The sequence below is a fragment of the Stenotrophomonas maltophilia group sp. LNF247 genome (assembly GCF_054083135.1).
Window position 1 is genome coordinate 35,788 of sequence record NZ_JBSRQL010000021.1, and the last position, 24,778, is coordinate 60,565.

General features: G+C 66.7%; 27 protein-coding genes and 1 other RNA gene. 14 read left to right on the forward strand and 14 right to left on the reverse strand.

Annotated elements, in window-relative coordinates; all coding sequences use genetic code 11:
- Positions 1 to 35: 35 nt before the first annotated feature.
- Both ACTXG9_RS17430 and ACTXG9_RS17435 read left to right on the forward strand, forming a co-directional pair.
- The gene (locus tag ACTXG9_RS17430) at positions 36 to 773 is read left to right on the forward strand and encodes an SDR family oxidoreductase (protein ID WP_021203972.1); all 738 of its coding nucleotides are present in this window, start codon (positions 36 to 38) and stop codon (positions 771 to 773) included.
- A complete protein-coding gene (locus tag ACTXG9_RS17435; protein WP_111099299.1) occupies positions 767 to 2,188 on the forward strand; it encodes an efflux transporter outer membrane subunit in 1,422 nt (473 codons plus the stop codon). Before ACTXG9_RS17430 ends, ACTXG9_RS17435 begins: the two co-directional genes overlap by 7 nt.
- A 41-nt stretch (positions 2,189 to 2,229) precedes the next feature.
- Here ACTXG9_RS17435 and ACTXG9_RS17440 read toward each other — a convergent pair whose 3' ends face one another.
- Positions 2,230 to 2,607, reverse strand: coding sequence for a VOC family protein (locus tag ACTXG9_RS17440; RefSeq protein WP_111104702.1), 378 nt, complete (start codon positions 2,605 to 2,607; stop codon positions 2,230 to 2,232).
- Between the two features lie 140 nt (positions 2,608 to 2,747).
- Here ACTXG9_RS17440 and ACTXG9_RS17445 point away from each other — a divergent pair, with 140 nt between their 5' ends.
- Entirely contained in the window at positions 2,748 to 3,011 is a 264-nt protein-coding gene (locus ACTXG9_RS17445; RefSeq protein WP_021203970.1) for a hypothetical protein, read from the forward strand.
- Between the two features lie 19 nt (positions 3,012 to 3,030).
- Here the strand turns inward: ACTXG9_RS17445 and ACTXG9_RS17450 are convergent, their stop codons facing one another.
- The 6 genes from ACTXG9_RS17450 to ACTXG9_RS17475 form a co-directional block, all read right to left on the reverse strand.
- A complete protein-coding gene (locus tag ACTXG9_RS17450) occupies positions 3,031 to 3,885 on the reverse strand; it encodes an endonuclease/exonuclease/phosphatase family protein (RefSeq protein WP_021203969.1) in 855 nt (284 codons plus the stop codon).
- A gap of 138 nt (positions 3,886 to 4,023) precedes the next feature.
- Positions 4,024 to 4,251 carry a hypothetical protein gene (locus ACTXG9_RS17455; protein WP_227200225.1) on the reverse strand — a complete coding sequence of 76 codons (228 nt, stop codon included), beginning with the start codon at positions 4,249 to 4,251 and terminating at the stop codon, positions 4,024 to 4,026.
- Positions 4,252 to 4,310: 59 nt separating this feature from the next.
- Entirely contained in the window at positions 4,311 to 4,547 is a 237-nt protein-coding gene (locus ACTXG9_RS17460) for a hypothetical protein (RefSeq protein WP_021203968.1), read from the reverse strand.
- An 87-nt stretch (positions 4,548 to 4,634) separates the two neighbouring features.
- Positions 4,635 to 5,339 (reverse strand): PA1136 family autoinducer-binding transcriptional regulator, encoded by a 705-nt coding sequence (locus ACTXG9_RS17465; protein WP_111104704.1) that lies wholly within the window; start codon positions 5,337 to 5,339, stop codon positions 4,635 to 4,637.
- Between the two features lie 5 nt (positions 5,340 to 5,344).
- Entirely contained in the window at positions 5,345 to 6,217 is an 873-nt protein-coding gene (gene hchA / locus ACTXG9_RS17470) for a glyoxalase III HchA (RefSeq protein ID WP_049483081.1), read from the reverse strand.
- Positions 6,218 to 6,301: 84 nt separating this feature from the next.
- On the reverse strand, positions 6,302 to 8,314 hold the full coding sequence (locus ACTXG9_RS17475; protein ID WP_456115776.1) for an esterase/lipase family protein: 2,013 nt from the start codon (positions 8,312 to 8,314) through the stop codon (positions 6,302 to 6,304).
- A 145-nt stretch (positions 8,315 to 8,459) separates the two neighbouring features.
- On the opposite strand from ACTXG9_RS17475, the gene ACTXG9_RS17480 reads away from it, so the two are divergent.
- The gene (locus ACTXG9_RS17480) at positions 8,460 to 8,921 is read left to right on the forward strand and encodes a methyltransferase family protein (RefSeq protein WP_111104902.1); all 462 of its coding nucleotides are present in this window, start codon (positions 8,460 to 8,462) and stop codon (positions 8,919 to 8,921) included.
- Positions 8,922 to 8,935: 14 nt separating this feature from the next.
- Here ACTXG9_RS17480 and ACTXG9_RS17485 read toward each other — a convergent pair whose 3' ends face one another.
- Together ACTXG9_RS17485 and ssrA are read right to left on the reverse strand one after the other, a co-directional pair.
- Complete coding sequence (locus ACTXG9_RS17485; protein ID WP_111099304.1) at positions 8,936 to 9,418, reverse strand: hypothetical protein; 483 nt, start codon at positions 9,416 to 9,418, stop codon at positions 8,936 to 8,938.
- A gap of 153 nt (positions 9,419 to 9,571) precedes the next feature.
- Positions 9,572 to 9,925, reverse strand: a transfer-messenger RNA (tmRNA) gene (ssrA, locus tag ACTXG9_RS17490).
- A gap of 219 nt (positions 9,926 to 10,144) precedes the next feature.
- Here ssrA and ACTXG9_RS17495 point away from each other — a divergent pair.
- Positions 10,145 to 10,717 (forward strand): hypothetical protein, encoded by a 573-nt coding sequence (locus ACTXG9_RS17495; protein WP_019661237.1) that lies wholly within the window; start codon positions 10,145 to 10,147, stop codon positions 10,715 to 10,717.
- Positions 10,718 to 10,874: 157 nt separating this feature from the next.
- Here ACTXG9_RS17495 and smpB read toward each other — a convergent pair whose 3' ends face one another.
- Entirely contained in the window at positions 10,875 to 11,378 is a 504-nt protein-coding gene (gene smpB, locus ACTXG9_RS17500) for an SsrA-binding protein SmpB (RefSeq protein ID WP_019661238.1), read from the reverse strand.
- Positions 11,379 to 11,435: 57 nt separating this feature from the next.
- On the opposite strand from smpB, the gene ACTXG9_RS17505 reads away from it, so the two are divergent.
- Complete coding sequence (locus ACTXG9_RS17505; protein WP_032959119.1) at positions 11,436 to 11,861, forward strand: type II toxin-antitoxin system RatA family toxin; 426 nt, start codon at positions 11,436 to 11,438, stop codon at positions 11,859 to 11,861.
- A 3-nt stretch (positions 11,862 to 11,864) separates the two neighbouring features.
- Positions 11,865 to 12,122, forward strand: coding sequence for an RnfH family protein (locus ACTXG9_RS17510; RefSeq protein ID WP_021202446.1), 258 nt, complete (start codon positions 11,865 to 11,867; stop codon positions 12,120 to 12,122).
- Between the two features lie 36 nt (positions 12,123 to 12,158).
- Here the strand turns inward: ACTXG9_RS17510 and ACTXG9_RS17515 are convergent, their stop codons facing one another.
- Positions 12,159 to 12,551 (reverse strand): outer membrane protein assembly factor BamE, encoded by a 393-nt coding sequence (locus tag ACTXG9_RS17515; RefSeq protein ID WP_005409234.1) that lies wholly within the window; start codon positions 12,549 to 12,551, stop codon positions 12,159 to 12,161.
- Positions 12,552 to 12,654: 103 nt separating this feature from the next.
- On the opposite strand from ACTXG9_RS17515, the gene fur reads away from it, so the two are divergent.
- Positions 12,655 to 13,071 (forward strand): ferric iron uptake transcriptional regulator, encoded by a 417-nt coding sequence (gene fur / locus ACTXG9_RS17520; RefSeq protein ID WP_014646807.1) that lies wholly within the window; start codon positions 12,655 to 12,657, stop codon positions 13,069 to 13,071.
- Between the two features lie 58 nt (positions 13,072 to 13,129).
- On the opposite strand, the gene ACTXG9_RS17525 is transcribed toward fur, so the two are convergent.
- Positions 13,130 to 14,374, reverse strand: a complete 1,245-nt coding sequence (locus ACTXG9_RS17525) for an SGNH/GDSL hydrolase family protein (protein ID WP_111099306.1) — start codon at positions 14,372 to 14,374, stop codon at positions 13,130 to 13,132.
- Positions 14,375 to 14,472: 98 nt separating this feature from the next.
- Here ACTXG9_RS17525 and ACTXG9_RS17530 point away from each other — a divergent pair, with 98 nt between their 5' ends.
- Positions 14,473 to 15,390 (forward strand): LysR family transcriptional regulator, encoded by a 918-nt coding sequence (locus ACTXG9_RS17530; protein WP_019661241.1) that lies wholly within the window; start codon positions 14,473 to 14,475, stop codon positions 15,388 to 15,390.
- Between the two features lie 110 nt (positions 15,391 to 15,500).
- On the opposite strand, the gene recN is transcribed toward ACTXG9_RS17530, so the two are convergent.
- Entirely contained in the window at positions 15,501 to 17,162 is a 1,662-nt protein-coding gene (recN, locus tag ACTXG9_RS17535; protein WP_456115775.1) for a DNA repair protein RecN, read from the reverse strand.
- A gap of 115 nt (positions 17,163 to 17,277) precedes the next feature.
- Between recN and hrcA the strand changes: the two genes are divergently transcribed.
- The 4 genes from hrcA (at position 17,278) to dnaJ (ending at position 22,301) form a co-directional block, all read left to right on the forward strand.
- Entirely contained in the window at positions 17,278 to 18,342 is a 1,065-nt protein-coding gene (hrcA, locus tag ACTXG9_RS17540; RefSeq protein ID WP_019661243.1) for a heat-inducible transcriptional repressor HrcA, read from the forward strand.
- Between the two features lie 63 nt (positions 18,343 to 18,405).
- Complete coding sequence (gene grpE / locus ACTXG9_RS17545) at positions 18,406 to 18,921, forward strand: nucleotide exchange factor GrpE (protein WP_019661244.1); 516 nt, start codon at positions 18,406 to 18,408, stop codon at positions 18,919 to 18,921.
- A gap of 181 nt (positions 18,922 to 19,102) precedes the next feature.
- Entirely contained in the window at positions 19,103 to 21,025 is a 1,923-nt protein-coding gene (gene dnaK / locus ACTXG9_RS17550; RefSeq protein WP_021202053.1) for a molecular chaperone DnaK, read from the forward strand.
- A 154-nt stretch (positions 21,026 to 21,179) separates the two neighbouring features.
- Entirely contained in the window at positions 21,180 to 22,301 is a 1,122-nt protein-coding gene (gene dnaJ, locus ACTXG9_RS17555; RefSeq protein WP_021202054.1) for a molecular chaperone DnaJ, read from the forward strand.
- 59 nt (positions 22,302 to 22,360) lie between these two features.
- On the opposite strand, the gene ACTXG9_RS17560 is transcribed toward dnaJ, so the two are convergent.
- Positions 22,361 to 23,158 carry an AraC family transcriptional regulator gene (locus ACTXG9_RS17560; RefSeq protein ID WP_164162774.1) on the reverse strand — a complete coding sequence of 266 codons (798 nt, stop codon included), beginning with the start codon at positions 23,156 to 23,158 and terminating at the stop codon, positions 22,361 to 22,363.
- A 72-nt stretch (positions 23,159 to 23,230) separates the two neighbouring features.
- Here ACTXG9_RS17560 and ACTXG9_RS17565 point away from each other — a divergent pair, with 72 nt between their 5' ends.
- Complete coding sequence (locus ACTXG9_RS17565) at positions 23,231 to 24,430, forward strand: MFS transporter (RefSeq protein WP_456115774.1); 1,200 nt, start codon at positions 23,231 to 23,233, stop codon at positions 24,428 to 24,430.
- Positions 24,431 to 24,778: the final 348 nt, after the last annotated feature.

The window sequence follows — 24,778 nt, forward strand, 5'->3', positions numbered from 1 at the left end:
CCGGCGGCGGCTTTTCCCTCACGAGGCATGAATCCATGAACACCCATCAGAACAAGATCGCGCTGGTCACTGGCGCTACCCGTGGCATCGGCCTGGAAACCGTGCGCCAGCTGGCCCAGGCGGGCGTGCACACGCTGCTGGCCGGTCGCAAGCGCGAAACGGCGGTGGAGCTGGCCCTGAAGCTGCAGGCCGAGGGCCTGCCGGTGGAAGCCCTGCAGCTGGACGTGACCGACGCGGCCAGCATCGCCGAGGCAGTCGAGCAGGTGCGCCAGCGCCATGGCCGCCTCGACATCCTGGTCAACAATGCCGGCATCATGATCGAGAATCCCGCGCAGGCGCCGTCGGAGCAATCGCTCGAGACCTGGAAGCGCACCTTCGACACCAACGTCTACGCGCTGGTGGCAGTCACCCAGGCCTTCCTGCCGCTGATCAGGCAGGCCAAGTCCGGGCGCATCGTCAATGTGTCCAGCATGCTCGGCTCGCAGACCCTGCATGCCGACCCGACCTCGGGCATCTACGATTTCAAGATCCCGGCGTACAACGCCTCCAAGGCCGCGGTGAACAGCTGGACCCTGAGCCTGGCCTACGAACTGCGCAACACGCCGATCAAGGTCAATACCGTGCATCCGGGTTACGTCAAGACCGACATGAACGGCGGCAACGGCGAGATCGAAATCAGTGAAGGCGCGCGGTCCAGCGTGGAAATGGCACTCATCGGTGAATCCGGTGCCAGCGGCAGCTTCACCTACCTGGGCGAGGTGCTGCCATGGTGATCCGCACGTTGGCGATGGCCGTCTCCAGCCTGGTGCTGGCGGGCTGTGTCAGCGTCGGCCCGAACTACAAGGCGCCGGTGCAAGAACCGGTGGTGCTGCAGGGGGCGCAGCAGCCTGTGTTCAGCACTACCTCGCCGGTAGCCAGCTGGTGGGCGCAGTTCGACGATCCGGTGCTGGAAGAGCTGGTGCACGGCGCACTGTCGGACAACCTGGACCTGCGCGTGGCCGTGGCCCGCGTCAGCCAGGCCCGTGCTGTGTTCGTCGAAAGCCGTTTCGACCAGGCCCCGCACATCACCGCAGGCGGCAGTTACGACCGCCGCAAGCAACCCGATCCGCAGCTGGGTGGGCAGCGGGTGTTCAGTGAAAGCTACCAGCTCGGCTTCGACGCCGGCTGGGAACTGGATCTGTTCGGCCGCAAGCGCCGTGCTGCAGAAGCCGCGCGCGCTGACCTGGACGCCGAGCAGGCCAACCTGGCCGACGCGCAGGTGCTGGTTGCCGCTGAAGTGGCGCGCAACTACTTCGAACTGCGTGGCACCCAGAAGCGCATCGCAGTGGCCCAGCACACGTTGGAGAACCTGCGCGATACGCAGAAGCTGACCGAAGCACGCTGGGAACTTGGGGCCGGCAGCGAACTGGACGTGCAGAGCAGCCGCGCCCGCCTGAAGGCGATCGAGGCCGATATCCCGCTGCTGGAAGTAGCCGAGACGCAGTCGCGCAACCGGCTGGCCGTGCTGCTGGGCCAGCGCCCGGAAGTGCTGACGGCGATGCTGGCGCCGCAGGAGGTCCCGGCGTTCGCCAAGGCCTTGCCGCTGGGTGATACCCGCGAACTGCTGCGCCAGCGTGCAGACGTGCGTATGGCCGAGCGTCGCCTGGCTGCCGCGACCGCACGCGTGGGCGTGGCCACAGCGGACCTGTTCCCGCGGTTGTCGCTGTCAGGCTTCGTCGGCTTCCTCGGCGGCGATGCCAGTGGCCTGGTCAATGGCAGCAACAAGGCCTGGTCGCTGACGCCCTCGCTGAGCTGGGCCGCGTTCGACTTCGGCACCGTGCGTGCGCGCCTGCGTGCCAGCAAGGCTGAAGCCGAAGGCGTGGCCGCGCAATACGAACAGGCGGTACTGCTCGCCCTGGAGGACACCGAGAACGCGCTGACCCGCTATTCCAAGCAGCAGGCACGGTTGGCAATCGTGGTGGAGCAGGCGCAGGCGGCTCGGCGTGCCGAATCGCTGGCGCAGATCCGCTATCGCGAGGGATCGGAGGACTTCCTGACCCTGCTGGACGCGCAGCGGACCCAGCTGGCAGCCGATGATGCGCTGGCGGCGGCCGAGGCCGACGTCAACGTCAGCGTGGTGGGTGTGTACAAGGCGCTGGGTGGTTGGGGTCAATCACCGCAGCCGCCAAGCGTGGCGCAGGCGCAGTAACCGCAGGGGACGGAAGCAGGGACTTCCGTCCCCTTGTTCTTTCAGGGCCAGTGGTTGGCCGGTACCTCACGCTCGCGCATGCGCACGATGCAGAAGCGATGGCCGGTTGGTGCTTCCATCACCCACCAGCGCTTGACGAAGCCTATCCGTCGCGCGCCGAGCTTCTCCAGGCGGTCGGCTTCGGCATCGATGTCGTCGCTCTCGATGTCCAGATGCACCCGTGACGGGTGATCGACGCGCTGGACTTCAACGTCCAGGCCCGCCGGAGCACCGAGCAGGTCGGCATACTCGGCGGCGTCTTCGGCACGGGCGGGCTGCGCCTGCAGGCCAAGCGCGGCGGCCCAGAAGCGGGCGCCTTCGTCGGCGGGAATGCCCTCGCAATCGATGATGAAACCGGCCAGGCGACTCTGGTGTGCCATGCCTTTCTCCACAGTTCGGGAACAGGGGCAGGGTAGCGCGGCGTCTGCTGTGGACGTTGTCACAGTCGTGACGTTTCTGACTCTGCCGGAAGCCGTGTCCGCCGTGTAACTAGTGGGGCAGATTCCAGGGAGTACACACGATGAGCGATGACAGGCGGGATACCCAGCGCATGCTGTTTGGCGACCCGGGGCCACCCGGTGCGGGCCTTTCGGTGGCGGTCGTTGTGCTGCTGGTGCTGGCGACGATGGCCGCTGCGATCGGTTTCCTGCGACTGCCCGATCCGATGCTGGGGCTCGGGCTGATCGGGGTTGCCGTGTTCCTTGCCGTCGGCGCCCGCATCTGCCAGGCGCGCAACCAGCACCAGGCGTTGTACCGGCTGTTGTCGCGGCAGCCGCCGCCGTAGCCACGGCTGCCGCGGGAATTCAGGGCTTCGGCCAGTCCAGCTCGACCACCAGCGGGAAATGATCCGACGGCAGCACGCCGTCGATGCGACGATCATCGGTAAGGAAGCTGCGCGCACGGAAGCCACGCACCAGCACCCAGTCCAGCTGCACGGTGGCCTTGCCGGTGAAGTCGTGGAAGGTCGGGCGCGGACCCTGCGGTGTTTTCACCTGGGTACGGGTGTCCTGCAGCAGGCGGGTGAACGCCTTGTAGGTGTCACCGCCTGGCTCGCTGTTGAAGTCACCGGTCAACACCACCGGCAGGTCGGCCGGCAGTGCTTCCAGGCGCTTGCCGATGAGCTCGGCACCCTTCACCCGGCGCGGTTCGTCCTCGTCGCGGTAGGGCAGGTGGGTATTGAGGAAGTAGAAGCGACGGCCATCGTCCAGGCGCCGGAACAGGGCCCAGGTTACCATACGCGGGTACAGGTTGCCCCAGCTGATGCTGCCAGGGACGTCCGGCGTATCCGAAAGCCAGAAGTTGCCGGATTCCTCGATGGCCAGCACCTTGCTGTCGTAGAATACGCCCATGTGCTCATCGCCGCTGCCACCGCGGCGGCCTTCACCGAACCAGCGGTAGCCGGGCAGGTGCCCTGACAGGTAGTCGGCCTGTTCCTTCACCAGTTCCTGGGTGCCGATCACTGCCGGGTGCGCGTCGAGGATCACCTTGACCATCGCATCACGGCGGTCGGGCCAGCGCTTGCCCGGTTCGGTGTCAGCCGGGGTACGGACGTTGAATGACATCACCTTCAACGGCGCCGGCGTGACGGCCCAGGCAACGGCAGGCAGAGCAAGCGCCAGCAGCGCACTCAGCGCCGGGCGACGGAAACGCGACAACATCGTGGAATCCCTCCATCCCATGAAAACGGTTTCATGGAGCATGCCATGGAAGGCGGGGGCAGTGGTATGCCGGGACAGGCGACTTGGAGACGCCGGGCGGGCGCTGGACGCTCCGCCCGGCAGATGCCCCTTGCCCGATCAGGGGTCGTAGATCATCCCGTTCTCGTCGCGGTTGTAGTGGTCGCTGGCCACGCGGGTGCCGTCGTCATGGACCACGTACAGCGTGCAACGCTGGTGGAACACGTTGCCGCTGATGCGGAAGGGCACGCACTCCTCCTGCAGGCCGACCTCTTCGGCTGCATTCGCCGGCGGCGAGGGCACCAGGGCCGCAAGTGCAACTACTGCAGCGAAAGAAAAAGCGGTCATTCGATTGTGCAGCGTCATTGATCACACTCCTTGTAGCCGTAGTCGGTGTCCGATGCAGATCAGTCTGCCGGGAGGTACCACTGACCGTTCTCGTCTATCCAGTACACCGACGTGAAAACGGTGCCGTCTGCCAGAGTGCGGGTGACGGTGCAGCGCTGATGCACGAGGTTGGGCCCAAGTCTTACGGGCACGCAATCGGTCGTCGATCCGGGGGACCCGGCCGCGTGGCCAGTCGCCGGTATCCCACTACCCAATGCCAACATCAATGCGGCCATCGCGGCCAGTTGCAGTTTCATAAGCATCATCCTTGCTTTCTGCAATCGCGCACATGCGCATGGCGTGTGTAACACGCGAACCAGAGCTCCGGAAGTGCCTCGCCGCGATCAGTCTTCGATCTCGCCGCGACGGCTGGCGGCACGCACTGCCTGCGCGGTGGTCGCCACACCCAGCCGTTGCCGCGCGTGGCGCAGGTGGTTCTCCACCGTGCGCGTGGAAAGCCCAAGCGTGGCCGCGATCTCAGCTTGCCGGCGGCCGGCGGCGACCCAGCGCAGCACTTCGCGCTCGCGGTTGCTCAGTGCGCTTCCCGAACGCTCGGCAGGTGATTCGGCCAGACGGCGCGCGGCCCGGAATGCTGCGGTTGCAGCAGCTTCCAGCCGCAGGCGCGCGTTGGCCGACGCGTCGATTGACGTACCGGCAACGCTGACCGCGCCTTCCAGGCCGGTGATGCCGAACACCGGCACCTGCAGCCCATGCAGGCCTTCGCCGCGAGGCTGCTTCACCACCTGGTAGCGCTCGCCGCGAACGCCCAGGCGCTTGCTCCAGAAGAACGGCGCGTTGCTGTCCAGCACGTGGCGATTGACGGGGCAGGCGTGGAGGTAGCGCGCAAGGTCGGTATCGCTGCCATCGCCGAACCAGTCGCCCTCGATCCAGTACACGCGTTGCGTACCCCGCTCCAGCCCGGTGCCGGTGGCAAACACCAGCACGCGGTCGAAGCCGAGCGGTGCCGCGATGCCTCGCAGGACTGCACCCACCGCGCTCAGCGAACTGGCGCGTTCCAGCTCCAGCAGCGCCTGCACCAGCTCGGTCATCCGGCTCAGCGCCCGGCCAAGGCGTCGAGCAGGGCGCGTGCAGCCAGTTTGCCCAGCGCATTGCCAGCCAACGGGCTGTCGCCGGTCAGCAGCAGGCGGTCCTGCAGCACGCTGCCATCGATGCCGTCATTGACGATCTGCACGCCCCGCTGTGCCAAGCGCTCACCGAAGAACCACGGCAACTGTCCAGGCATGTAGCCGATCTCCGGCGTCTGCCGGTCCATCGCATCGGGGAAGGCGCAGATGCGGTAGCCGCGGAACAGCGAACCGCCATCGGCCTCGTCCACGCCCGCAGCCAGCAGTGCGGCCGGACCGTGGCAAAGGGTGATGATGTGGCGTTGCTGGGCCATCGCCCAATGCAGGACGGACTTCACCGCGCGGCTCTGCGGCAGTCCTATCAGGGCGCCATGGCCACCGGGGATGAACACTGCAGCATAGTCCGAATCCGCATCGAGCCCGGCAACCACCTCGTCCAGTGGCAGCGGCTGGCGGAAGCACGAGGCATAACGCTCGTACAGCCCGCCGATTTCCTTGTCCTCGTTTGGAAATGCCCACCACTCGAACTTGGCGGGGTTGCCCGACAGCGTGGCTACGTCGATGCCGAAGCCGGCCTTGTCGAGGTGGTACATCGGCAGCAGGGTCTCCACCGGATGGTTGCCGGTGGAGAACAGGTGGCCATTGGCAGTTGGCAGATAGCGTTCGTCGGCAGCGATCATCAGCACCTTCCAGCGGCCATCGCGGCGCGCATCCGGGTAGTCGGCACCGGAAAGGTTGCTCTTGGGCGATGTGAACTGTGACAGCGAGTAGGGAGACGGGAAGAAGGCATCGCGCTCGGCCGGGTCGGGGCTGGGCTGGCGGCTGGGCTCTTGCGTGTTCATGCAGATCTCCTGCGGGAAATGTGAGGCCAGCATAGGAGGGTGGGTGCGCACGCGCGATGAGGGATTTCCCTCAGCTGCCCACGGCTAATTGGCCTGGTTTCCGTGTTGCTGCATGTCCTCATGCAGGATCCGCCGCAGTTCGACGATGGCCGGCGTGGCTTCCTGCACGCTGTGCCCGGAGACGATCACCTTCTCCGAGTCCGCATGCGGCAGGTGCGAGCTCCAGTAGGGCACCAGCCCGTCGCTGGTCTTTCCCAGCGGACCATCGGCCTTTGCCCGCGCGATGATCGAGTGGTAGTGCACCTTCGGCGACATCGGCAGGTCTGCCACGGCGCGGACGAAGGGATCGTCCTTGTCCAGATTCTGGATGCTGTTCATCTGGTAGCCGTGCTTGCCGTCGGTGCGGTCGATCTGGCCGTCGTTGGCGATGGTGGCAACGTCTTCCAGCACGGTCAGCGGCAACCGCACCAGGCGACCGATCCAGCGGCCCAGGCGGGTGCCCGCCACATCGGTGCCGCGGTGTGGCGTGGCGATGAACACCACCCGCGACACTGCCGGTTCCGGCAGGAAGGTCAGCACCGGTGCGCCCTTGGTGCGCAGCAGTTCACGCTGTGCCGGCGTCATCTGCGCGGTTGCCAGCAGGGTATCGACCAGATGATCGCCGGAAGAGGAAACCATCAACCGCGCGATCACCCCACCCATGCTGTGCCCGACCAGGACCATGTCATGCGAAGCCCGCGCCTTGCCGCTGGGGTCGAAATGCTTGAACACCTCATCCAGCGTGTGGCGCATCGCATCGTGGCTCATCGCGATGGGCATGTTGGTGGGGTAGTAGAACTGCCAGACCTGGAAGTCCTGGCGGATCTCGTCGTCGCGCAGCAGTTCGTTGGCCACGTTGACCCAGGCTTCCGGACTGCTGGCCAGGCCATGGATCATCAGCAGTACGCGACGGTTGGGATCGTAGGGCTGCATCATGTACAGATGCGGCGTGTCGATGCCGCCCTTGCCCCCGAACAGCGAGCGCAGCGACTGCCGGCTGAAATTGGAACGGGCCAGCCACAACGCATAGCCGGCGGTGAAGTTGGCCGCCAATGGCACGTGCTGGCCGTGCAGGGTTACTTCCGAAACCTGGTAGGGATCGTGAATCTCCAGCTCCGGCTCGTCATCGTGCAGCACTTCCCACAGGTTCTTTCCCGAGAAGCGCAGCAGCACCGTCATCGATGGCGAAGGCATCTCGCTCCAGCTCTGCGTGGCGGAAGGGCTTGCCTGCACCGCTGCCGGCGTAGTGCTGGGCGTGGTTGCGGCCGGGTCATCCATCACGGCCACCAGTTCGGCACCGAAGCCATCGCGGCGGTGCACGCTGCGCAGCGTGCCGGTGAACGACAGCGAGGCGGCGGGTACCAGTTCGGTCGGTGTACGCTCGTCCAACGCCGATGCTTCCCCTGGAGGAGCCAGCACGAACGTCCAGCGGCCCAGCTGGAGATGGTTGGCATCGTTGTGCACGCGCCCGGTGGCGTAGGCGTCGTACAGCTGCACCGACGCCTCCTGCACGGCCAGGTTGTAATAGTCGCGCACCTGGGTCTGGCGGTCTTCGAAGCCGCGCTGGTTGGCGGTGCGCTCGGTGAAGAACAGGTAGGCGTAGGCCTGGCGCGCGACCTGCATCCATGCGTCCAGGCGCGGCTGGAAGTCGGCATCCAACTCGTTGATTGCGGTCTTGGCGCGACCCGAGGCGGAGTACTCGCGCTTCGGCGCCGGCAGGGTCATCGCATGCTGCAGCCACAGCTCGGCCAGGCTGGAGCGCTTGTCCTCCTCGCGCACGACGATGCTGGCTTCCATCGCTTCGATGCAGGGCAGGCCGGGCTTGGCGCAGACACCTTCATCAAGGCCGGCCACGCGCAGCGTCTCCGTGGTCGCCGCACTGAGCTTGCCGGAGGTGAGGATGTCACCGCGCTTGAGCGCGATGTACTGGCCGGGCGTGACCGAGGCGACCTGCACCGAAGGCCCGAACTGCCGCAGCGTCGCGCAACCTCCCAGGCTGAGCAGCGCGGTGATGATGAGGGTCGTGCGGCCGATCAAGACCAAGCCCGTGGTAGCCATGCGATCCTCCTGCGCGGAGGCGCCACTCTAGCGGTCGGTCTGTCAAAGCGGAATCCACTGGCCGGATTGGGCCTGGCCGATGCGTCCGCCGTGCGATCCGGGCATTCCCGTGTGACACTGTGGTGGAACGTGCTTGGTGATCGTGATGACCTGGCTGGAAACACGTGTTCCCCCGCCCATGGTGATGCTGCTGTGTGCAGCTGTCGGCTATGCAGCGTGCAGGCTGTGGCCGGGTTCTGCCTTTCGGGCACCGGTGCCGGCGCTACTGGCGGGTCTGACGATGGCGCTCGGTGTGGTGCTCAACCTGCTGCCCAAGGTCTCCTTCCGGCGAGCAGGCACCACCGTCAATCCTCTGCGACCTTCGGCCTCGAGCGTGCTGGTTACCAGCGGGGTCTACCGCCGCACACGGAATCCGATGTATCTGGGCCAGGCGCTGGTTCTGCTGGGAGCCATGGTGTACCTGCAGCATCTGATCGCGCTGATCGTGGTCCCGCTGTTCCTGGCGTACATCACGCGGTTGCAGATCCTGCCGGAGGAGCGGGCACTGATGGCGCGCTTTCCCGAGGCGTACGCGCAGTACCGTCGTCGCGTGCCGCGCTGGCTGTAGCGTTGGCTACGCCATCAGCGGCTGATCTGGCATTTCACTGCGGCCGAATAGCCCTCGTAATCGTCGCCCGCGATCACGTGCAGGGTATGGCGCTTGTCGATGCGCTTCGCGTACGACGGTTCTTCGGTATTGGCGTGCTCGTTGACTTCGGTCACCGACCAGGCCTTGGCCAGGCGCTTGGCATCGACACCGTTCAAGTACACGAAGAGGCTCCTCTCGCCTTCGGCCACGTTCACATCGGCACTGGTGACCGTGCCACCAAACAGCGCGACCGGCTTGTCCTCCGGTTCGAATGTACCGCCCGGCTTCTTGGCCAGGCCGGCTGCCTGCAGGGCATCGATGGCTTCGGCCTCGCTGAAGTTGGAGCCAGGTCTGCAGGACAGCAGGGCTTCCAACGTTGCGGTGCCTGGCGGCGCGATGGTGGGTGTGGAGGCGTGCGTGGCTGGGGCTGCGGCCAGGGCGGTGAGGAGCAGGGACATCGCGAGGGGGGCTTTCATGGCAGATCCTTCTGGCGATCGCGGAGTGAGGGGCTGTTGGAGGTGTCATCCCGATTATGCGCCACACATCCTCCGCGACGTGCAGGCACAAAAAAGCCGGAACCCCGGTTGACGGGAGATCCGGCTTCTTGCGGCCTCGACAGGCCATACAGATGGTGGAGGTGGGCGGAATTGAACCGCCGTCCGAAGGCACTCCATCCCCAGCACTACATGCTTAGCTCACCGTTGGATCTCGTCCCCGAACAGCACGGTGCGCAAAGCGCATCCGGGAACCAGCCTGTTGTGTTCTAGTGCCGGGCTGACAGGCAGCCGCCCAGCGCGATTCCATGATAGTGACTCTACACCGCGAGCATGGACACAAGCGGTTTCGAGGCTTAGGCCTTAAGCGGCCAGAGCGTAGTTGTCGTCGTTGGCAACTAGAGTTTTGCAGCTGGATTTACGAGGAAAGCTACCCCCTCGGCATGCGCCAGGCGACTTCACAACCCCCGTCGAAACCAATGCACCCCCGGTTTCTACAGTGCTGCAATGTACAGGGCCAATGCCGTGTTGCCACGAGCGGGGCCTGCCCAACGCTGCCAATGCTACGCCAAAACAGCTGAACAGTCACCGTGGCAATCCACAACAAGTTGTAGAGCCTCCGTCATAGCGGATTGGTAACGTCATGGGCACGAATTTGCGACACACTGGCGACGACCATCCAAGCCAGGACAGACAGGGAGACTGTGGGTGACCGAGGCAAGCCAACAACGCAGCCTGCGACAGCTGGTTGGACCCGTCGGGGCCGACTACCAGCGGCGCGCGTTGCCGCCCGGCTGGGTCTGGGCGGTGCTGGCGGTGCTGCTGGCGGCCACCTGGCCGACCGAGCTGCCGGCGACGGCGGCAGCCGCGCTGGTCTCCAGTGCGGTGGTGGTGCACTGGCCGCAGCGTGGGCGCTTGCATTGGCTGGGCTGGCGGCTGCCGGCGCTGGCGGTGCTCGCCGCGCTGCTGTGGGGCCCGGATGTACTGTCACAGTGGTTCGAACATGGCCTGGCCCTGACCTTGATGTCGCTGGCCAGCCTCAGCATTGGCGTGCATGTGTGGCAGTCGCGGCAAGTTGCGCGACAGTTGCAGGCTTCCGCCGATGCGCTGGACGACGCCCAGTTGCTGGCCCTGCTGCCCGTCGACGCCGCGCGGCTGGCGCAGCAGTGGCGCGCCGGTGATGATCGCCACGCTCCGGAACTTTCGGTGGTGATGCACCTGGCGGTGATGCATGCGGCGCTGGCGCCGAGGATGCGCAGGCAGGGCGTTCTGGCCAGCTGAACCGCATCGTGTTGTAGAGCCGAGCCTATGCTCGGCTGCTTCACGGCAGTCGAACACAGCTCGGCTCTACGAACGCGGAAGCCGAGCACAGCTCGGCTCTACAGAAAGCCAAAGCAGCCGAGCATGGCTCGGCTCTACAGGGTGCTGCGCAGCCGCCTTACGCGTCGCGGTTGCCGCGACGCATCACGCGTTGTTTCTCGATCGCCCAGTCGCGGTCCTTGGCGGCATCGCGCTTGTCGTGGTTCTGCTTGCCCTTGGCCAGTGCGATCTCAAGCTTGATCTTGTTCTTGCTCCAGTACATCGCGGTAGGCACGATCGTGTAGCCGTCGCGCTCGACCTTGCCGATCAGCTTGTCGATCTCGTTCCGGTGCAGCAGCAGCTTGCGCTCGCGGCGGTCCTCGGCGACCACGTGGGTGGAGGCCTGGATCAACGGGGTGATCTGTGCACCGATCAGGTAGATCTCGCCGCGCTTCACATAGGCGTAGGCGTCGATGATGTTGCCACGGCCTGCGCGGATCGACTTGACCTCCCAGCCCTGCAGGGCGAGGCCGGCCTCGAAGCGCTCTTCGATGTGATACTCGTGGCGGGCACGCTTGTTCAACGCGATGGTTTTGTTGGCCGTCGCGCTCTTTGCTTTATCCTTGCCGCTGTTCTTGCTCATTTCCGTATTGTCTCCGATTCGGGCCCGCCCGGTCGATTGCCGAAACGTCCTGTATTCATGCCTACTATCCGCCGCAGCGCCCTGGTCGAACATTCGGCTGCGCGCATGTTCGACCTGGTCAACGATGTCCAGGCCTATCCGCGCCGTTTCCGCTGGTGTTCGGCCGCCCAGATCCTGGAGCAGGGCGAGGACCGCCTGGTGGCGCGCCTGGACCTCGGCCTGGGCTCTTTCAGCACCTGGTTCCAGACCGAAAACACCCTGCAGCGCCCACACAGCATCGATATGCAGCTGCGCGATGGCCCGTTCAAGCAGCTGCACGGCCGCTGGGAATTCCATGCGCTGGCCGAGGATGCCTGCAAGGTCACCCTGACCCTGGAGTTCGAACCCAGCTCGCGCCTGCTCGGTCCGGCGCTGGCGATCGGCTTCCAGGGCCTGGCCGATCGGATGGTCAACGATTTCGTCCGCGTCGCCGACGAGGGCTGAGCGATGATCGAGGTCGAGGTGGTACTGGCCTGGCCGCAGCGGGTGCTGTCGTGCCGACTGAAACTGGAGGAGGGTGCCACCGTGGCCGACGCCATTGCCGCTGCGGCGCTGGAAGGCAGTGCCGATTGTCCGGCCGCTGCCGTGCACGGCGTCCTGGCGCGTCCGCAGCAGGTGCTGCTGGATGGCGACCGCGTCGAGCTGTTGCGCCCGCTGCTGGCCGATCCCAAGGACAACCGCCGGCGTCGCGCGCTCGGCGGTTGATCCCGGCAACCCGTCCCTGCGGACGGGGCTGGGCGCTTAACGGCCCTTCTTCTTCTTGTCCTTGGGCAGGTTGCGGCCGAACTGGCGCACGGTCTGCTGGGCCAGGGCCTTGTCGTTGCCCGGGAAGTAATCGCCCTCCCAGCGGGTCACGGTGTCATTCTCGAAGAACACCACGAAGTTCTTCACTTCGGTACGGCCCAGGCGGTTCACGCGCTGGCTGGACGTGTAGTCCCAGCGCTGGGCGTGGAACGGGTCGGGAATGGACGGGGTGCCCAGCAGCGCGGTGACCTGCTGCTTGCTCTGCCCGACCTGCAGCTTGGCCACGGCATCTTCCCGGATCAGGTTGCCCTGATAGATGGGTTGCTTGTAGATGATGCCGCACCCGGTGGTGGACAGGGCGACGGCGGCGACCAACAGGAGATTGCGCATCGGGACTGGCGGTTGGGGAAATCAAACCGATGATACACTCCCGGCGTGCCACCGCGACCCAATCCGAGGCAGCTGGCGCTAAATCGCCAATGAACGGAGACCTATGGAAACCCACGACCTGCGTAAAGTCGGCCTGAAGGTGACCCATCCGCGGATGCGGATCCTGGCGCTGCTCGAGCAGCGCAATGCCCAGCATCACCAGCATCACATGACCGCCGAGGACATCTACCGCCAGCTGCTCGAGCATGGCGACGAGATCGGCCTGGCGACCGTCTACCGGGTGCTGACCCAGTTCGAGGCTGCCGGCCTCGTGCTCAAGCACAATTTCGAGGGCGGCCAGGCCGTTTACGAACTGGACCGTGGTGGCCACCACGACCACATGGTCGACGTGGACAGCGGCAAGATCATCGAGTTCGAGAGCCATGAGATCGAGGAGCTGCAGCGCAAGATCGCGGCCGACCATGGCTACGAGCTGGAAGAGCACTCGCTGGTGCTGTACGTGCGCAAGAAGCGGAAGTAGGCCGTTCAGGCCCGCTGGATGCGACGAAACCCCGGGCCTGCCCGGGGTTTTTCGTTGCTTACGGTAGATTCCCGCCACGCCTGGATGATCCCATCAGGAGGTCCAGGTCCACCGCCTCGGCCATCGCCCGGTTCCCTGCATCACCCGGATGCAGGTGATCGCCGGAGTCGTAGGCGGCGGCCATCCGTAACGGCTCGGCCGGGTCGCGCAGCGCTGCGTCCAGGTCGATCACCGCGTCGAACGGGCTGTCCGTACGCAGCCAGGCATTGAGTTGCCGCCGCAGGGCGTCCTTGTCCGGGTGGTAGTAGTCGTCCAGCGGCGTGCCGGGCAGGGCACCAGCGAACGGTGGCAGGGTGGCGCCGATTATCCGCACACCACGCCTGCGGGCCTGTTCTGCCAGGGTGCGATAGCCCGCCTGCAGTTCGGCCAGCGTTGGCCTGGCCTGGCCCCGGGCGAACGCCGTGCCGGGCCAGCTGATGTCGTTGATGCCGATCAGCACGATGACGCTCGCCACACCGGGTTGATCCAGTGCATCGCGCTGGAAACGGGCCAGGGCGGACTCACCCATGCCGTCGCTCAGCAGCCGATTGCCGGAAATGCCCGCATTGACCACCGCCACCCCGCGCGGGGCGAGGCGCGCGGCCAGATGGTCGGTCCAGCGCTGGTCCTGGTCGAGGCTGGCCGTGGCGCCATCGGTGATCGAGTCGCCGATCACCACCACGCTGCGCGCGCTGGCGTTGGCCTCGACCTCGATACCGGCCAGGAGCAGGCGCGCGGTGGTGCTGCTGGCAGCGCGCAGCGCCTGGGCCCGGCTCTGGTCGCCAGCGGCGATCCAGCTGGTCTGGCGACCGTCCCAATGGAACGTCTGGACCGCCGCCGGCCCCGGCACGAAGACACTGACCTGCAGCGCCTGCCGGTCATCCGTGGCAAGCGCCAGCGGATCGCTCAGCCGTTCCTGGCCGGGGCCGATCACCACGCTGGGCTGGCCGTCGAAGCTGAGCGGGTGAGGCGCGCCGCCCATGCGTGCGGAGATGCTGGCCGCTCCGATCCGCAACGGCTGGGTACCGTAGGCATTGCTCAGCCGCACCCGCAGCCGCGCCCCGCCCAGGCTGATGCGCGCGGTCTGGCGGAAAGTCTTGTCATGCAGCGCGGCCGGAACCAGGGTTGGGAAGAGGAAATCCGCGCCCCAGACCGGTTGCGGGCTGGCCTGCCAGCTGGCGACCCAGTGCGGGGCCGTGGCCGCGCTGGCAGCGCCGGACAGGGCAATCAATGCGGCGGCGGTGAACTGGCTCAAGCGGTTCATCGGGCAATCCCGGGAAGGAGGAATTGCCATGGTGATTCTCCGGCCATCTGTGAACTAGACTGCGCATGGACAATCATCTGTGAACTGGATTCATCGTCATGGCGCGACCCGACATCAACCGATCCGGCGAGCTGGAAGTGTTCGTGCGGGTCATCGAGACCGGCGGCTTCTCCGCCGCCGCGCGCACGCTCGACATGACGCCGTCTGCGGTGAGCAAGCTCGTGGCACGATTGGAGCAGCGGCTGGGCACGCGATTGCTGCAGCGATCCACCCGCCAACTGCAGCTGACCCCGGAAGGCTGCGCGTTCTACGAGCGGGGCCTGCGGGTGCTGGCCGATCTGGAAGAAGCAGAGCGCTGCGCCAGTGCCCATGCCGAACCGCGTGGACGCCTGCGGGTCAACTCCAACGTGCCGTTCGGCCAGCATTTCCTGTTGCCGCTGCTGCCGGCGTTCCTGGCGCGCAACCCGCAGGTGGGGGTGGACCTGACCCTCAATGATGAAGTGATCGACCTTCTGGAGCAGCGCACCGACGTTGCGGTAAGGGCTGGTCCGCTGAAGAGCTCCAGCCTGGTGGCGCGACGGCTGGGCGCGACGCGGATGATGATCGTGGCCGCGCCGGCGTACCTGCAGCGGCACGGGATGCCGCGCAACGCCGACGAACTGCAGTCGCACAACCGGCTGGACATCGGCCACGCGCGTGCGATGCAGGGCTGGCCGCTGCTGCAGGAGGGGCGAGAGCGGATGGTGCTGCCCAGCGGCAACGCCCGTGCCAGCAACGGCGATGCACTGCGCCAGCTGGTGCTGGGTGGTCTGGGCATGGCCCGCCTGGCCGCGTTCCAGGTGCAGGACGACGTCGCCGCCGGGCGCCTGCTGCCGGTGCTGGAAGAGGCCAATCCGGGTGACCTAGAAGAAGTACACGCCGTGTTCCTGGGGCAGGGCGGTTACCTGCCGCTGCGGGTACGCGCGTTCCTCGATTTCCTGGTGGAACAGGTCGATCTGACGCAGCCACGGGGGTAGGGCCGGCCGCTGGCCGGCAACCTCACGATCTTCGCCCACCCGTGTTGGGTTGCCGGCCAGCGGCCGGCACTACCGCGCGGAAGCCGGGCCTATGCCCGGCTCGGGCGGCGTTACACCTGCAGCAGCTTGCGCGCGGCGGCGCGCGCTTCCTTGCTCACTTCCACGCCACCCAGCATGCGCGCCAGCTCTTCTTCGCGCGCCTTGCTGTCCAGCTTTTCCACGGCGCTCTGGGTCATGCCTTCCACCGGCGCCTTGCTGACCCGGTAATGGGCATGGCCCTTGGAGGCGACCTGCGGCAGATGGGTCACGCACAGCACCTGGCGCTTCTCGCCCAGTGCGCGCAGCTTCTGGCCGACGATGTCGGCCACCGCGCCGCCGATGCCTGAATCCACTTCGTCGAACACCATCGTCGGCACCGCGTCCAGATCCAGCGCGGCCACTTCAATGGCCAGCGAGATGCGTGACAGTTCACCGCCCGAGGCCACCTTGCGCAGGGCGCGCGGCGGCTGGCCGGCGTTGGCGGCGACCAGGAACTCCACGCGTTCGGCGCCCTGTGGGTCGGGCTTGCCGGCGTCCTGGGGTTCCAGCTCGATCAGGAACTGGCCGCCGCCCATGCCCAGCTCGGCGATGATGCTGGTGGTGGTGGCCGACAGTTCGGCGGCGGCGCTGCGGCGGCTGGCGGACAGCACTTCAGCCTGCACGCGCCAGGCGGCGGCGGCCTTGTCGATCTCGCCGGCCAGGCGCTGCAGGCGCTCGTCGGCGCCGCGCAGTTGCTCCACTTCGGCATGCATGCGCTCGCGTTGCGCGCCCAGCTCGTCCATCGGCACGCGGTGCTTGCGGGCCAGGTCGTGCAGGCGGCCGAGGCGGCGCTCGTTCTCCTCGAACTGTTCCGGGTCGGCATCCAGATCGTCGTGCACGCGGTCAAGCAGCGACAGGGCTTCGTGCAGCTGGATCGAGGCATTCTCGATCAGGCCGTCCACCTCGCCCAGCCGTGGGTCGTGTTCGATCAGGCGCGACAGCTCGTGGCGCACCTGCTGCAACAGGTCCAGCGCGGAGCTGCCGTCGTCACCGTTGAGCTGGTTGCTGGCCGCCTGGCAGGCACTCAGCAGGGCGCTGGCGTGGGCCTGGCGACGGTGGCTGGCGCCGAGTGCCGCGATCGATTCCGGCTCAAGGTCTTCCCGGTCCAGTTCGCGCAGCTGGTGCTCGAGGAAGCCGATCCGGTCACTGACGTCGCCCTGTTGCGACAGCGCCAGCGATTCATCGACCAGTGCCTGCCAGGCCGCGGCGGCGCGCCGTACCTGGCGGCGTTCGTTCTCGTTGCCGGCATAGGCATCCAGCAGCGCCAGCTGCGACGGGCGCGTCAGCAGGGCCTGCTGTTCGTGCTGGCCGTGGATCTCCACCAGCAACGAGGCCAGGTCGCCCAGCTGGGCCAGGGTCACCGGGCGGCCGTTGATCCAGGCCCGGGAACCGCCGTCGGCGCGGATCACGCGGCGCAGCTGGCATTGGTCCTCGTCGTCCAGCTCGTTGTCGGCCAGCCACTGGCGCGCAGCCTGAAGCTGGTCCAGCACGAACTCTGCGGAAAGCTCGGCGCGGGCGGCGCCATGGCGGACCACGCCGCTGTCGGCGCGCAGGCCGGACAGGAAGCCCAGCGCGTCGACCATCAGCGACTTGCCGGCGCCGGTCTCGCCTGAAACCACGGTCATGCCTGGCCCAAACTCCAGTTCGGTAGCGCGGACGACGGCGAAATCCTTGATCGAAAGATGTCTGAGCATGGGTAAGGGGGTATCAGCAGCCGCGCAACGCTAGCACGCGGGCGCGGGAGGTCCAATGACTTGCCAAGGTGATGCGCCGCCATTATCTAGTGTCCGTGTCTCACAGGTTGATTCCATGCACGGTTCTCCCGACCAGCTTGCCCCGCGTGCGCGCCATCTGCTGCGCACGCTGATCGCGCGTTATATCCAGGACGGTGAGCCGGTGGGCTCGCAGACGCTGGCACGCGTGGCCGGGCTGGAGGTCAGCCCGGCCACCATCCGCAACATCCTCGGCGACCTGGAGGACCTGGGCCTGCTGGCCTCGCCGCATACCTCGGCCGGGCGGGTACCGACCGCGCACGGCTACCGGGTATTCGTCGACAGCCTGCTGCAGATGCAGCCGCCGGGCGAGGGCGAGCTGGCCCGGCTGCGCCAGGAGCTGGCCGGCGGTGGCAGCACCCAGGCCCTGCTCGGCAGCGCTTCGGAACTGTTGTCGGCGATGAGCCACTTCGTCGGCGTGGTCAGCGCCCCGCGGCGGGAGCAGTTCGCCTTCCGCCAGATCGATTTCGTGGCGCTGGACGGACGGCGGGTGCTGGCGATCCTGGTGTTCGCCGACAACGAGGTACAGAACCGGGTCATCGAGACCCGCCAGGAGTTTGCGCCGGGGCAGCTGGAGCAGGTCGCCAACTACCTCAATGCGCATTTCGCCGGCCTGCCGCTGGCCGAGATCCGCACCCGCCTGCTGCTGGAACTGCGCGATGCCCGGTCCGAACTGGAACAGCTGCTGGCGCACAGCATCGAACTGGCCGAACAGGCCCTGCAGCCGCCGGCCGACGACATGCTGGTGGCCGGCCAGACCCGGCTGATGGGGGTGCAGGACCTGTCTGACCTGGAGCGCCTGCGCGAACTGTTCGAGCTGTTCTCCAGCAAGCGCGAGATCCTGCAGCTGCTGGAGCGGACCATCCAGGCGCCGGGCGTGCGCATCTTCATCGGCGAGGAGACCGGGATGATGCCGCTGCAGGGCGTCTCGCTGGTCACCGCCCCGTACACCGCCAACGGCCAGGTGCTGGGCGTGCTGGGCGTGATCGGTCCCAAGCGGATGGCCTACGACCGCGTGATCCCGCTGGTCCAGGCCACGGCCGATGTGCTCGGCGCGGCCTTTTCACCGGCCTCGCGCACGCCGGGAACATCCGACGCTTGAAACGCAGCATCCCGCCCACACTAGGGTGGTTGGAGGCGGAGTTTGACCGCCAGGGACCCAGACATGAACCACGAACAGCCAGATATCGAATCCCAGCAGAGTGCCGCCGATGCGGCCGCCACCGCCGGCGTCAACGACGAAGTCGAGCGCCTGCGCGCCGAAATCGAACAGGTCAAGGCCGATGCCCTGCGTGAGCGCGCCGACCTGGAGAACCAGCGCAAGCGCGTTGCCCGTGACATCGAGCAGGCCCGCAAGTTCGCCAACGAGAAGCTGCTGGGCGATCTGCTCCCCGTGTTCGACAGCCTGGACGCCGGCCTGAAGGCCGCCGGCGACGACCCGCACCCGCTGCGCGAAGGCCTGGAGCTGACCTACAAGCAGCTGCTCAAGGTCGCTGCCGACAACGGCCTGGTCCTGCTGGACCCGATCGGCCAGCCGTTCAACCCGGAGCACCACCAGGCGATCAGCCAGGCGCCGACCCCGGGCGCCGCCCCGGGCAGCGTGGTGACCGTGTTCCAGAAGGGCTACCTGCTCAACGAGCGCCTGCTGCGGCCGGCGCTGGTGGTAGTGGCCGCCGAGTGATCCCGCAGGGCCGGGGCGGCGGACAGACCCGCCACCCGACCCGACGCTGAACGCGCCGGATGACCGGAAACACAGCGTTCGGAGGATGGCTTGAATGTTCCACGAGCCTCCCCCACATCGTATTCATCCACCGGCCGAACGGCCGGACTGACCCCAACAAGCATCCTCAGGAGTCTCCCCCATGGGCAAGATCATTGGTATCGACCTCGGCACCACCAACTCGTGCGTGGCGATCATGGACGGCGGCAAGGCCCGCGTCATCGAGAATTCGGAAGGCGATCGCACCACCCCGTCGATCGTCGCCTACACCAAGGACGGCGAAGTCCTGGTCGGTGCCTCGGCCAAGCGCCAGGCCGTGACCAACCCGAAGAACACCTTCTACGCGGTGAAGCGCCTGATCGGCCGCAAGTTCACCGACGGCGAGGTGCAGAAGGACATCGCCCACGTCCCGTACAGCATCCTGGCCCATGACAATGGCGACGCCTGGGTCGCCACCAGCGACGGCAAGAAGATGGCCCCGCAGGAAATCTCGGCCAAGGTGCTGGAGAAGATGAAGAAGACCGCCGAGGACTTCCTCGGTGAGAAGGTCACCGAAGCGGTCATCACCGTGCCGGCCTACTTCAACGACAGCCAGCGCCAGGCGACCAAGGACGCCGGTCGCATCGCCGGCCTGGACGTCAAGCGCATCATCAACGAGCCGACCGCGGCCGCGCTGGCCTATGGCCTGGACAAGGGCGACAACAAGGATCGCAAGATCGTGGTGTACGACCTGGGCGGCGGCACCTTCGACGTCTCGGTGATCGAGATCGCCAACGTCGACGGTGAAAAGCAGTTCGAAGTGCTGGCCACCAACGGCGACACCTTCCTGGGCGGCGAAGACTTCGACAACCGCGTCATCGAGTACCTGGTTGAAGAGTTCAACAAGGACCAGGGCATCGACCTGCGCAAGGATCCGCTGGCCCTGCAGCGCCTGAAGGACGCTGCCGAGCGCGCCAAGATCGAGCTGTCCAGCGCCCAGCAGACCGAAGTGAACCTGCCGTACGTCACTGCCGACGCGTCGGGTCCGAAGCACCTGAACATCAAGCTGACCCGCGCCAAGCTGGAAGCGCTGGTGGATGACCTGATCAGGAAGTCGATCGAGCCGTGCCGCGTCGCCCTGAACGATGCCGGCCTGCGTTCGAGCGACATCAGCGAAGTGATCCTGGTCGGCGGCCAGACCCGCATGCCGAAGGTGCAGCAGGCCGTGACCGAGTTCTTCGGCAAGGAACCGCGCAAGGACGTCAACCCGGACGAAGCCGTGGCACTGGGTGCGGCGATCCAGGGCGGCGTGCTGGGCGGCGACGTCAAGGACGTGCTGCTGCTGGACGTGACCCCGCTGTCGCTGGGCATCGAGACCATGGGTGGCGTGTTCACCAAGATCATCGAGAAGAACACCACCATCCCGACCAAGGCCTCGCAGGTGTTCTCCACCGCCGAGGACAACCAGTCGGCCGTGACCGTGCACGTGCTGCAGGGTGAGCGCGAACAGGCCCGCTTCAACAAGTCGCTGGCCAAGTTCGACCTGTCCGGCATCGAGCCGGCCCCGCGCGGTCTGCCGCAGGTGGAAGTGTCCTTCGACATCGACGCCAACGGCATCCTGCATGTGTCGGCCAAGGACAAGAAGACCAACAAGGAACAGAAGGTCGAGATCAAGGCCGGTTCGGGCCTGTCCGAGGAGGAGATCGCGCGCATGGTCGCCGACGCGGAAGCCAACCGCGAAGAAGACAAGAAGTTCCAGGAACTGGTGCAGGCCCGCAACCAGGCCGACGCCCTGATCCACGGCACCCGCAGCGCGATCACCGAGCACGGCAGCAAGGTCGGCGGCGATGTCATCGGCAAGGTCGAGGCAGCGCTGGCTGACCTGGAAACCGCGATGAAGGGCGACGACAAGGCACAGATCGAAGCCAAGTCGAAGGCACTGGAAGAAGCTGGCCAGTCGCTGTTCGCTGCTGCTTCGGCCGACCAGGGCGGTGCCCCGGGTGCCGACGCCGGCAATGCCGGCAAGGCGCAGGACGACGTGGTCGACGCTGAGTTCACCGAAGTCAAGGACGACAAGAAGTCCTGATCCGGACCGACGCGGGACGCTGGCCACCAGCGTCCCGTTGTCGCATCAGGGTCCTGACCGCCCACCGGCGTGTCGGGGCGCCCGACGCAAGAGCGGACCTGGTTCCGCTCTTCCGCTTTGACGAATCCCGACGTTCCGGAACCCGATTCACGATATGAGCAAGCGCGATTACTACGAAGTGCTGGGCGTTGCCCGCACCGCCACCGACGAAGAGCTGAAGAAGGCCTACCGTCGCTGCGCGATGAAGTTCCACCCGGACCGCAACCCGGGCGATACGGCGGCCGAAGCCTCCTTCAAGGAGTGCAAGGAAGCCTACGAAGTACTGTCCGACGGCAACAAGCGCCGCATGTACGACAGCCACGGCCACGCCGCGTTCGAGCACGGCATGGGCGGCGGTGGTCCGGGCGGCCCGGACATGAACGATATCTTCGGCGATATCTTCGGCAACATCTTTGGTGGCGGCGGTGGTCCGCGCCAGGCCCGTCGCGGCGCCGACATCGGCTACGTGATGGAGCTGGACCTGGAAGAAGCCGTGCGCGGCGTCGAGCGCCGCATCGAGATTCCGACCCTGGCCGAGTGCAGCGACTGCGATGGCAGTGGCTCCGAGGACGGCAAGGTCGAGACCTGCAACGTCTGCCACGGCCGTGGCCAGGTGCGCATCCAGCGCGGCATCTTCGCCATGCAGCAGGCCTGCCACAACTGCGGCGGCCGTGGCCAGATCATCGCCAAGCCCTGCAAGACCTGCCACGGCAACGGCCGTGTCGAGGAAGACAAGGTGCTGTCAGTGAAGGTGCCGGCGGGCGTCGATACCGGTGACCGCATCCGCCTGCAGGGCGAGGGTGAAGCCGGGCCGGCCGGTACGCCGCCGGGCGACCTGTACGTGGAAGTGCGCGTGCGCGAGCATGCGATCTTCCAGCGCGATGGCGACGACCTGCACTGCGAAGTGCCGATCCGCATCTCGCAGGCGGCACTGGGTGACACCGTGCGCGTGGCCACGCTCGGCGGCGAGGCGGAGATCCGCATCCCGGCCGAGACCCAGACCGGCAAGCTGTTCCGCCTGCGTGGCAAGGGCGTACGTTCGGTGCGCAGCCGCAGCGAGGGTGACCTGTACTGCCGTGTGGTGGTGGAGACCCCGGTCAACCTCACCAACGAGCAGCGCAAGCTGCTGGAGCAGTTCGAAGCCACCTTCGTTGGTGAGGAAGCGCGCAAGCATTCGCCGAAGTCGGCCACCTTCATCGATGGCGTGAAGGGCTTCTGGGACCGCATGACGTCCTGAGTTCTCAACGCAAGCATTGAACGGTAGCGCCGGGCCATGCCCGGCGTTTTCGTATGCGGTCAGCGGAAAAACGCCGCAGGTGTCTGCCCCAGCTGCCGCTTGAACATGCTGGTGAACGCGCTTGGGCTGTCGTAACCCATCGCCAGCGCGACATCGATGACCTTGTCGCCGACGGCCAGCCGTTCCAGTGCGGCCAGCAGCCGCGCCTGTTGTCGCCACTGCCCGAAGGTCATGCCCAGTTCGCTGGCGAAATGGCGCTGGATGGTTTTCACGTCCACCTGCAGGGCCTGCGCCCAATCCTGCAGCGTGGCGTCGTCGCCGGGATGCTTCTGGATGTGCTGGCAGATCCGCTGCAGGCGCGGGTCGGTGGGCGAGGGCAGGTGCAGCGGCAGCACGTCCATGCGGTGCAGCTCGTCCAGCAGCAGGCGCACCACGCGGCCGTCGCGGCTGTCGTCCACATGCGCGGTCTCGATCAGGCTGGCGGCCAGCAGCAGCTCGCGCAGCAGCGGCGCCACCTGTACCGCGAACGCTTCGTCCGGCAGCTGCGGCGCGAAGTCCGGCTCCACGTACAGGCTGCGCATGTGTACTTCGGCGATGCAGTCCACCGCATGGGCCATGCCGGCCGGGACCCAGATCGCGCGGGTCGAGGGCACCACCCAGCGGCCGCCGTCCGCACGCACCACCATCAGTCCGGACATGGCGAACACCAGCTGGTGACGGCGGTGCCGGTGGGGCGCGATGTGGGTGCCGGGCTTGTAGTGGCGGGCGCGGCAGGTCACTGGGCGGTGCACCGGAACCTCGTTCCACGGCGCAGTCTCGCGGACCGGGCAGGGGGTGTCCTTTTTGCGATATGCCATGACCCGAACGCGGCAGAAGGGAGGGGGAGGTCACCGTAGCATGCGTGGCTCGCCCCCAACCTGACTGTGTCCATGTCAACCCTGGCTTCTCCTGCAACGAGCTCACGCCCGGTGGCCCCCGGCGTGCTGGCCGCCATTTCCACCTCGCATGTCGTCAACGACATGATGCAGTCGCTGATCCTGGCCATCTATCCGGTGATCAAGGGCGGCTTCAACCTGAGCTTCACCCAGATCGGCCTGATCACGCTGACCTATCAGCTCACCGCTTCGATCTTCCAGCCGTTGATCGGCATGGCCACCGACCGCCGCCCGGCGCCGTACTCGCTGCCGATCGGCATGGCCTCGACCCTGTGCGGCATGCTGCTGCTGGGCTTCGCACCGAACTACGCGGTGGTGCTGATGGCGGCGGCGATGGTCGGCATTGGTTCGGCCATCTTCCATCCGGAAGCCTCGCGCATCGCGCGGCTGGCCTCGGGCGGTCGCCATGGTTTCGCGCAGTCGGTGTTCCAGGTCGGCGGCAACTTCGGTACCGCGCTGGGCCCGCTGATTGCCGCGGCGGTGATCGTGCCGTATGGCCAGCATGCCGCATCGTGGTTTGCCGGCGCCGCCCTGATCGGCATCGCATTGCTGACCTATGTGGGCCGCTGGTATGCACTGCACCTGGGCACACCGCGTCCGGCCAGTACCGCGTCGATGGCCCTGCGGCATCCGTCGCGCACCGTGGCCAAGGTGCTGGCGATCCTGCTGGTGCTGATCTTCAGCAAATACTTCTACATGGCCAGCATCGGCAGCTACTTTACCTTCTACCTGATCCACCACTTCGGCATTCCGGTGGCACAGGCGCAGCTGCACCTGTTCGCGTTCCTGGTGGCATCCGCCGCCGGTGGCTTCCTCGGCGGCCCGCTGGGTGACCGCATCGGCCGCAAGCCGATCATCTGGACCTCGATCCTGGGCGTTGCGCCGTTCGCACTGATGCTGCCGCATGCCGATCTGTTCTGGACCACGGTGCTGGCGGTGCTGATCGGTTTCGTGCTGTCCTCGGCGTTCTCGGCCATCGTGGTCTATGCGCAGGAAATGATGCCGCACCGGATCGGCATGGTGTCCGGCCTGTTCTTCGGTTTCGCGTTCGGTATGGGCGGGCTGGGTGCCGCCGTGCTGGGCCTGCTGGCGGACAAGACCAGCATCGAGTACGTCTATCAGCTGACTGCGTTCCTGCCGCTGCTGGGCATCGTGGCGGCGTGGCTGCCGCCGTCGCGGCCTGCTGCTCACTGAGGGGTTTTGGTTGGCAGGGCTTGCAGCCCTGCACCCGCAGAGGCAACGGCAACAGCCGAAGCGCGCTATCCGTGGGGTGGCGGGGTGGGGCCGGTTGAGGGGGACGCTGCAAGTCCCCCTCCGGGGCCCGGCCCAGCCGCTGGCGGCTGTGCGTTCGGGCGCTTGCGAAGCGGTGCTTCGCAAGCAAAGCGCCCTCACCCATGTAAGCTCAGTTGCCGCTTGCTCGTGTGCGCTGTCCTGCGCACACGGCAAGACCGGGGTTGGGCGTCCTGCCCAACCCGCCCGAGGCATACCTCGGGCCCATGCGGCTCTCGCCCCCTCAACCGGGCCCACCCCGCCTTCGACAGT

Bases quoted from the DNA above. Each gene is read 5' to 3' on its own strand.
- dnaJ (WP_021202054.1), top strand. From the start codon at position 21,180: ATGAGCAAGCGCGATTACTACGAAGTGCTGGGCGTTGCCCGCACCGCC.
- ACTXG9_RS17445 (WP_021203970.1), top strand. From the start codon at position 2,748: ATGAGCGATGACAGGCGGGATACCCAGCGCATGCTGTTTGGCGACCCG.
- recN (WP_456115775.1), bottom strand. From the start codon at position 17,162: ATGCTCAGACATCTTTCGATCAAGGATTTCGCCGTCGTCCGCGCTACC.
- ACTXG9_RS17460 (WP_021203968.1), bottom strand. From the start codon at position 4,547: ATGAAACTGCAACTGGCCGCGATGGCCGCATTGATGTTGGCATTGGGT.
- ACTXG9_RS17475 (WP_456115776.1), bottom strand. From the start codon at position 8,314: ATGGCTACCACGGGCTTGGTCTTGATCGGCCGCACGACCCTCATCATC.
- ACTXG9_RS17560 (WP_164162774.1), bottom strand. From the start codon at position 23,158: ATGGCATATCGCAAAAAGGACACCCCCTGCCCGGTCCGCGAGACTGCG.
- grpE (WP_019661244.1), top strand. From the start codon at position 18,406: ATGAACCACGAACAGCCAGATATCGAATCCCAGCAGAGTGCCGCCGAT.
- ACTXG9_RS17440 (WP_111104702.1), bottom strand. From the start codon at position 2,607: ATGGCACACCAGAGTCGCCTGGCCGGTTTCATCATCGATTGCGAGGGC.
- ACTXG9_RS17525 (WP_111099306.1), bottom strand. From the start codon at position 14,374: ATGAACCGCTTGAGCCAGTTCACCGCCGCCGCATTGATTGCCCTGTCC.
- ACTXG9_RS17480 (WP_111104902.1), top strand. From the start codon at position 8,460: ATGACCTGGCTGGAAACACGTGTTCCCCCGCCCATGGTGATGCTGCTG.
- ACTXG9_RS17450 (WP_021203969.1), bottom strand. From the start codon at position 3,885: ATGTTGTCGCGTTTCCGTCGCCCGGCGCTGAGTGCGCTGCTGGCGCTT.
- dnaK (WP_021202053.1), top strand. From the start codon at position 19,103: ATGGGCAAGATCATTGGTATCGACCTCGGCACCACCAACTCGTGCGTG.
- ACTXG9_RS17510 (WP_021202446.1), top strand. From the start codon at position 11,865: ATGATCGAGGTCGAGGTGGTACTGGCCTGGCCGCAGCGGGTGCTGTCG.
- ACTXG9_RS17430 (WP_021203972.1), top strand. From the start codon at position 36: ATGAACACCCATCAGAACAAGATCGCGCTGGTCACTGGCGCTACCCGT.
- ACTXG9_RS17485 (WP_111099304.1), bottom strand. From the start codon at position 9,418: ATGAAAGCCCCCCTCGCGATGTCCCTGCTCCTCACCGCCCTGGCCGCA.
- smpB (WP_019661238.1), bottom strand. From the start codon at position 11,378: ATGAGCAAGAACAGCGGCAAGGATAAAGCAAAGAGCGCGACGGCCAAC.
- ACTXG9_RS17565 (WP_456115774.1), top strand. From the start codon at position 23,231: ATGTCAACCCTGGCTTCTCCTGCAACGAGCTCACGCCCGGTGGCCCCC.
- ACTXG9_RS17505 (WP_032959119.1), top strand. From the start codon at position 11,436: ATGCCTACTATCCGCCGCAGCGCCCTGGTCGAACATTCGGCTGCGCGC.
- ACTXG9_RS17515 (WP_005409234.1), bottom strand. From the start codon at position 12,551: ATGCGCAATCTCCTGTTGGTCGCCGCCGTCGCCCTGTCCACCACCGGG.
- ACTXG9_RS17455 (WP_227200225.1), bottom strand. From the start codon at position 4,251: ATGACCGCTTTTTCTTTCGCTGCAGTAGTTGCACTTGCGGCCCTGGTG.
- ACTXG9_RS17465 (WP_111104704.1), bottom strand. From the start codon at position 5,339: ATGACCGAGCTGGTGCAGGCGCTGCTGGAGCTGGAACGCGCCAGTTCG.
- hchA (WP_049483081.1), bottom strand. From the start codon at position 6,217: ATGAACACGCAAGAGCCCAGCCGCCAGCCCAGCCCCGACCCGGCCGAG.
- fur (WP_014646807.1), top strand. From the start codon at position 12,655: ATGGAAACCCACGACCTGCGTAAAGTCGGCCTGAAGGTGACCCATCCG.
- ACTXG9_RS17435 (WP_111099299.1), top strand. From the start codon at position 767: ATGGTGATCCGCACGTTGGCGATGGCCGTCTCCAGCCTGGTGCTGGCG.
- ACTXG9_RS17530 (WP_019661241.1), top strand. From the start codon at position 14,473: ATGGCGCGACCCGACATCAACCGATCCGGCGAGCTGGAAGTGTTCGTG.
- hrcA (WP_019661243.1), top strand. From the start codon at position 17,278: ATGCACGGTTCTCCCGACCAGCTTGCCCCGCGTGCGCGCCATCTGCTG.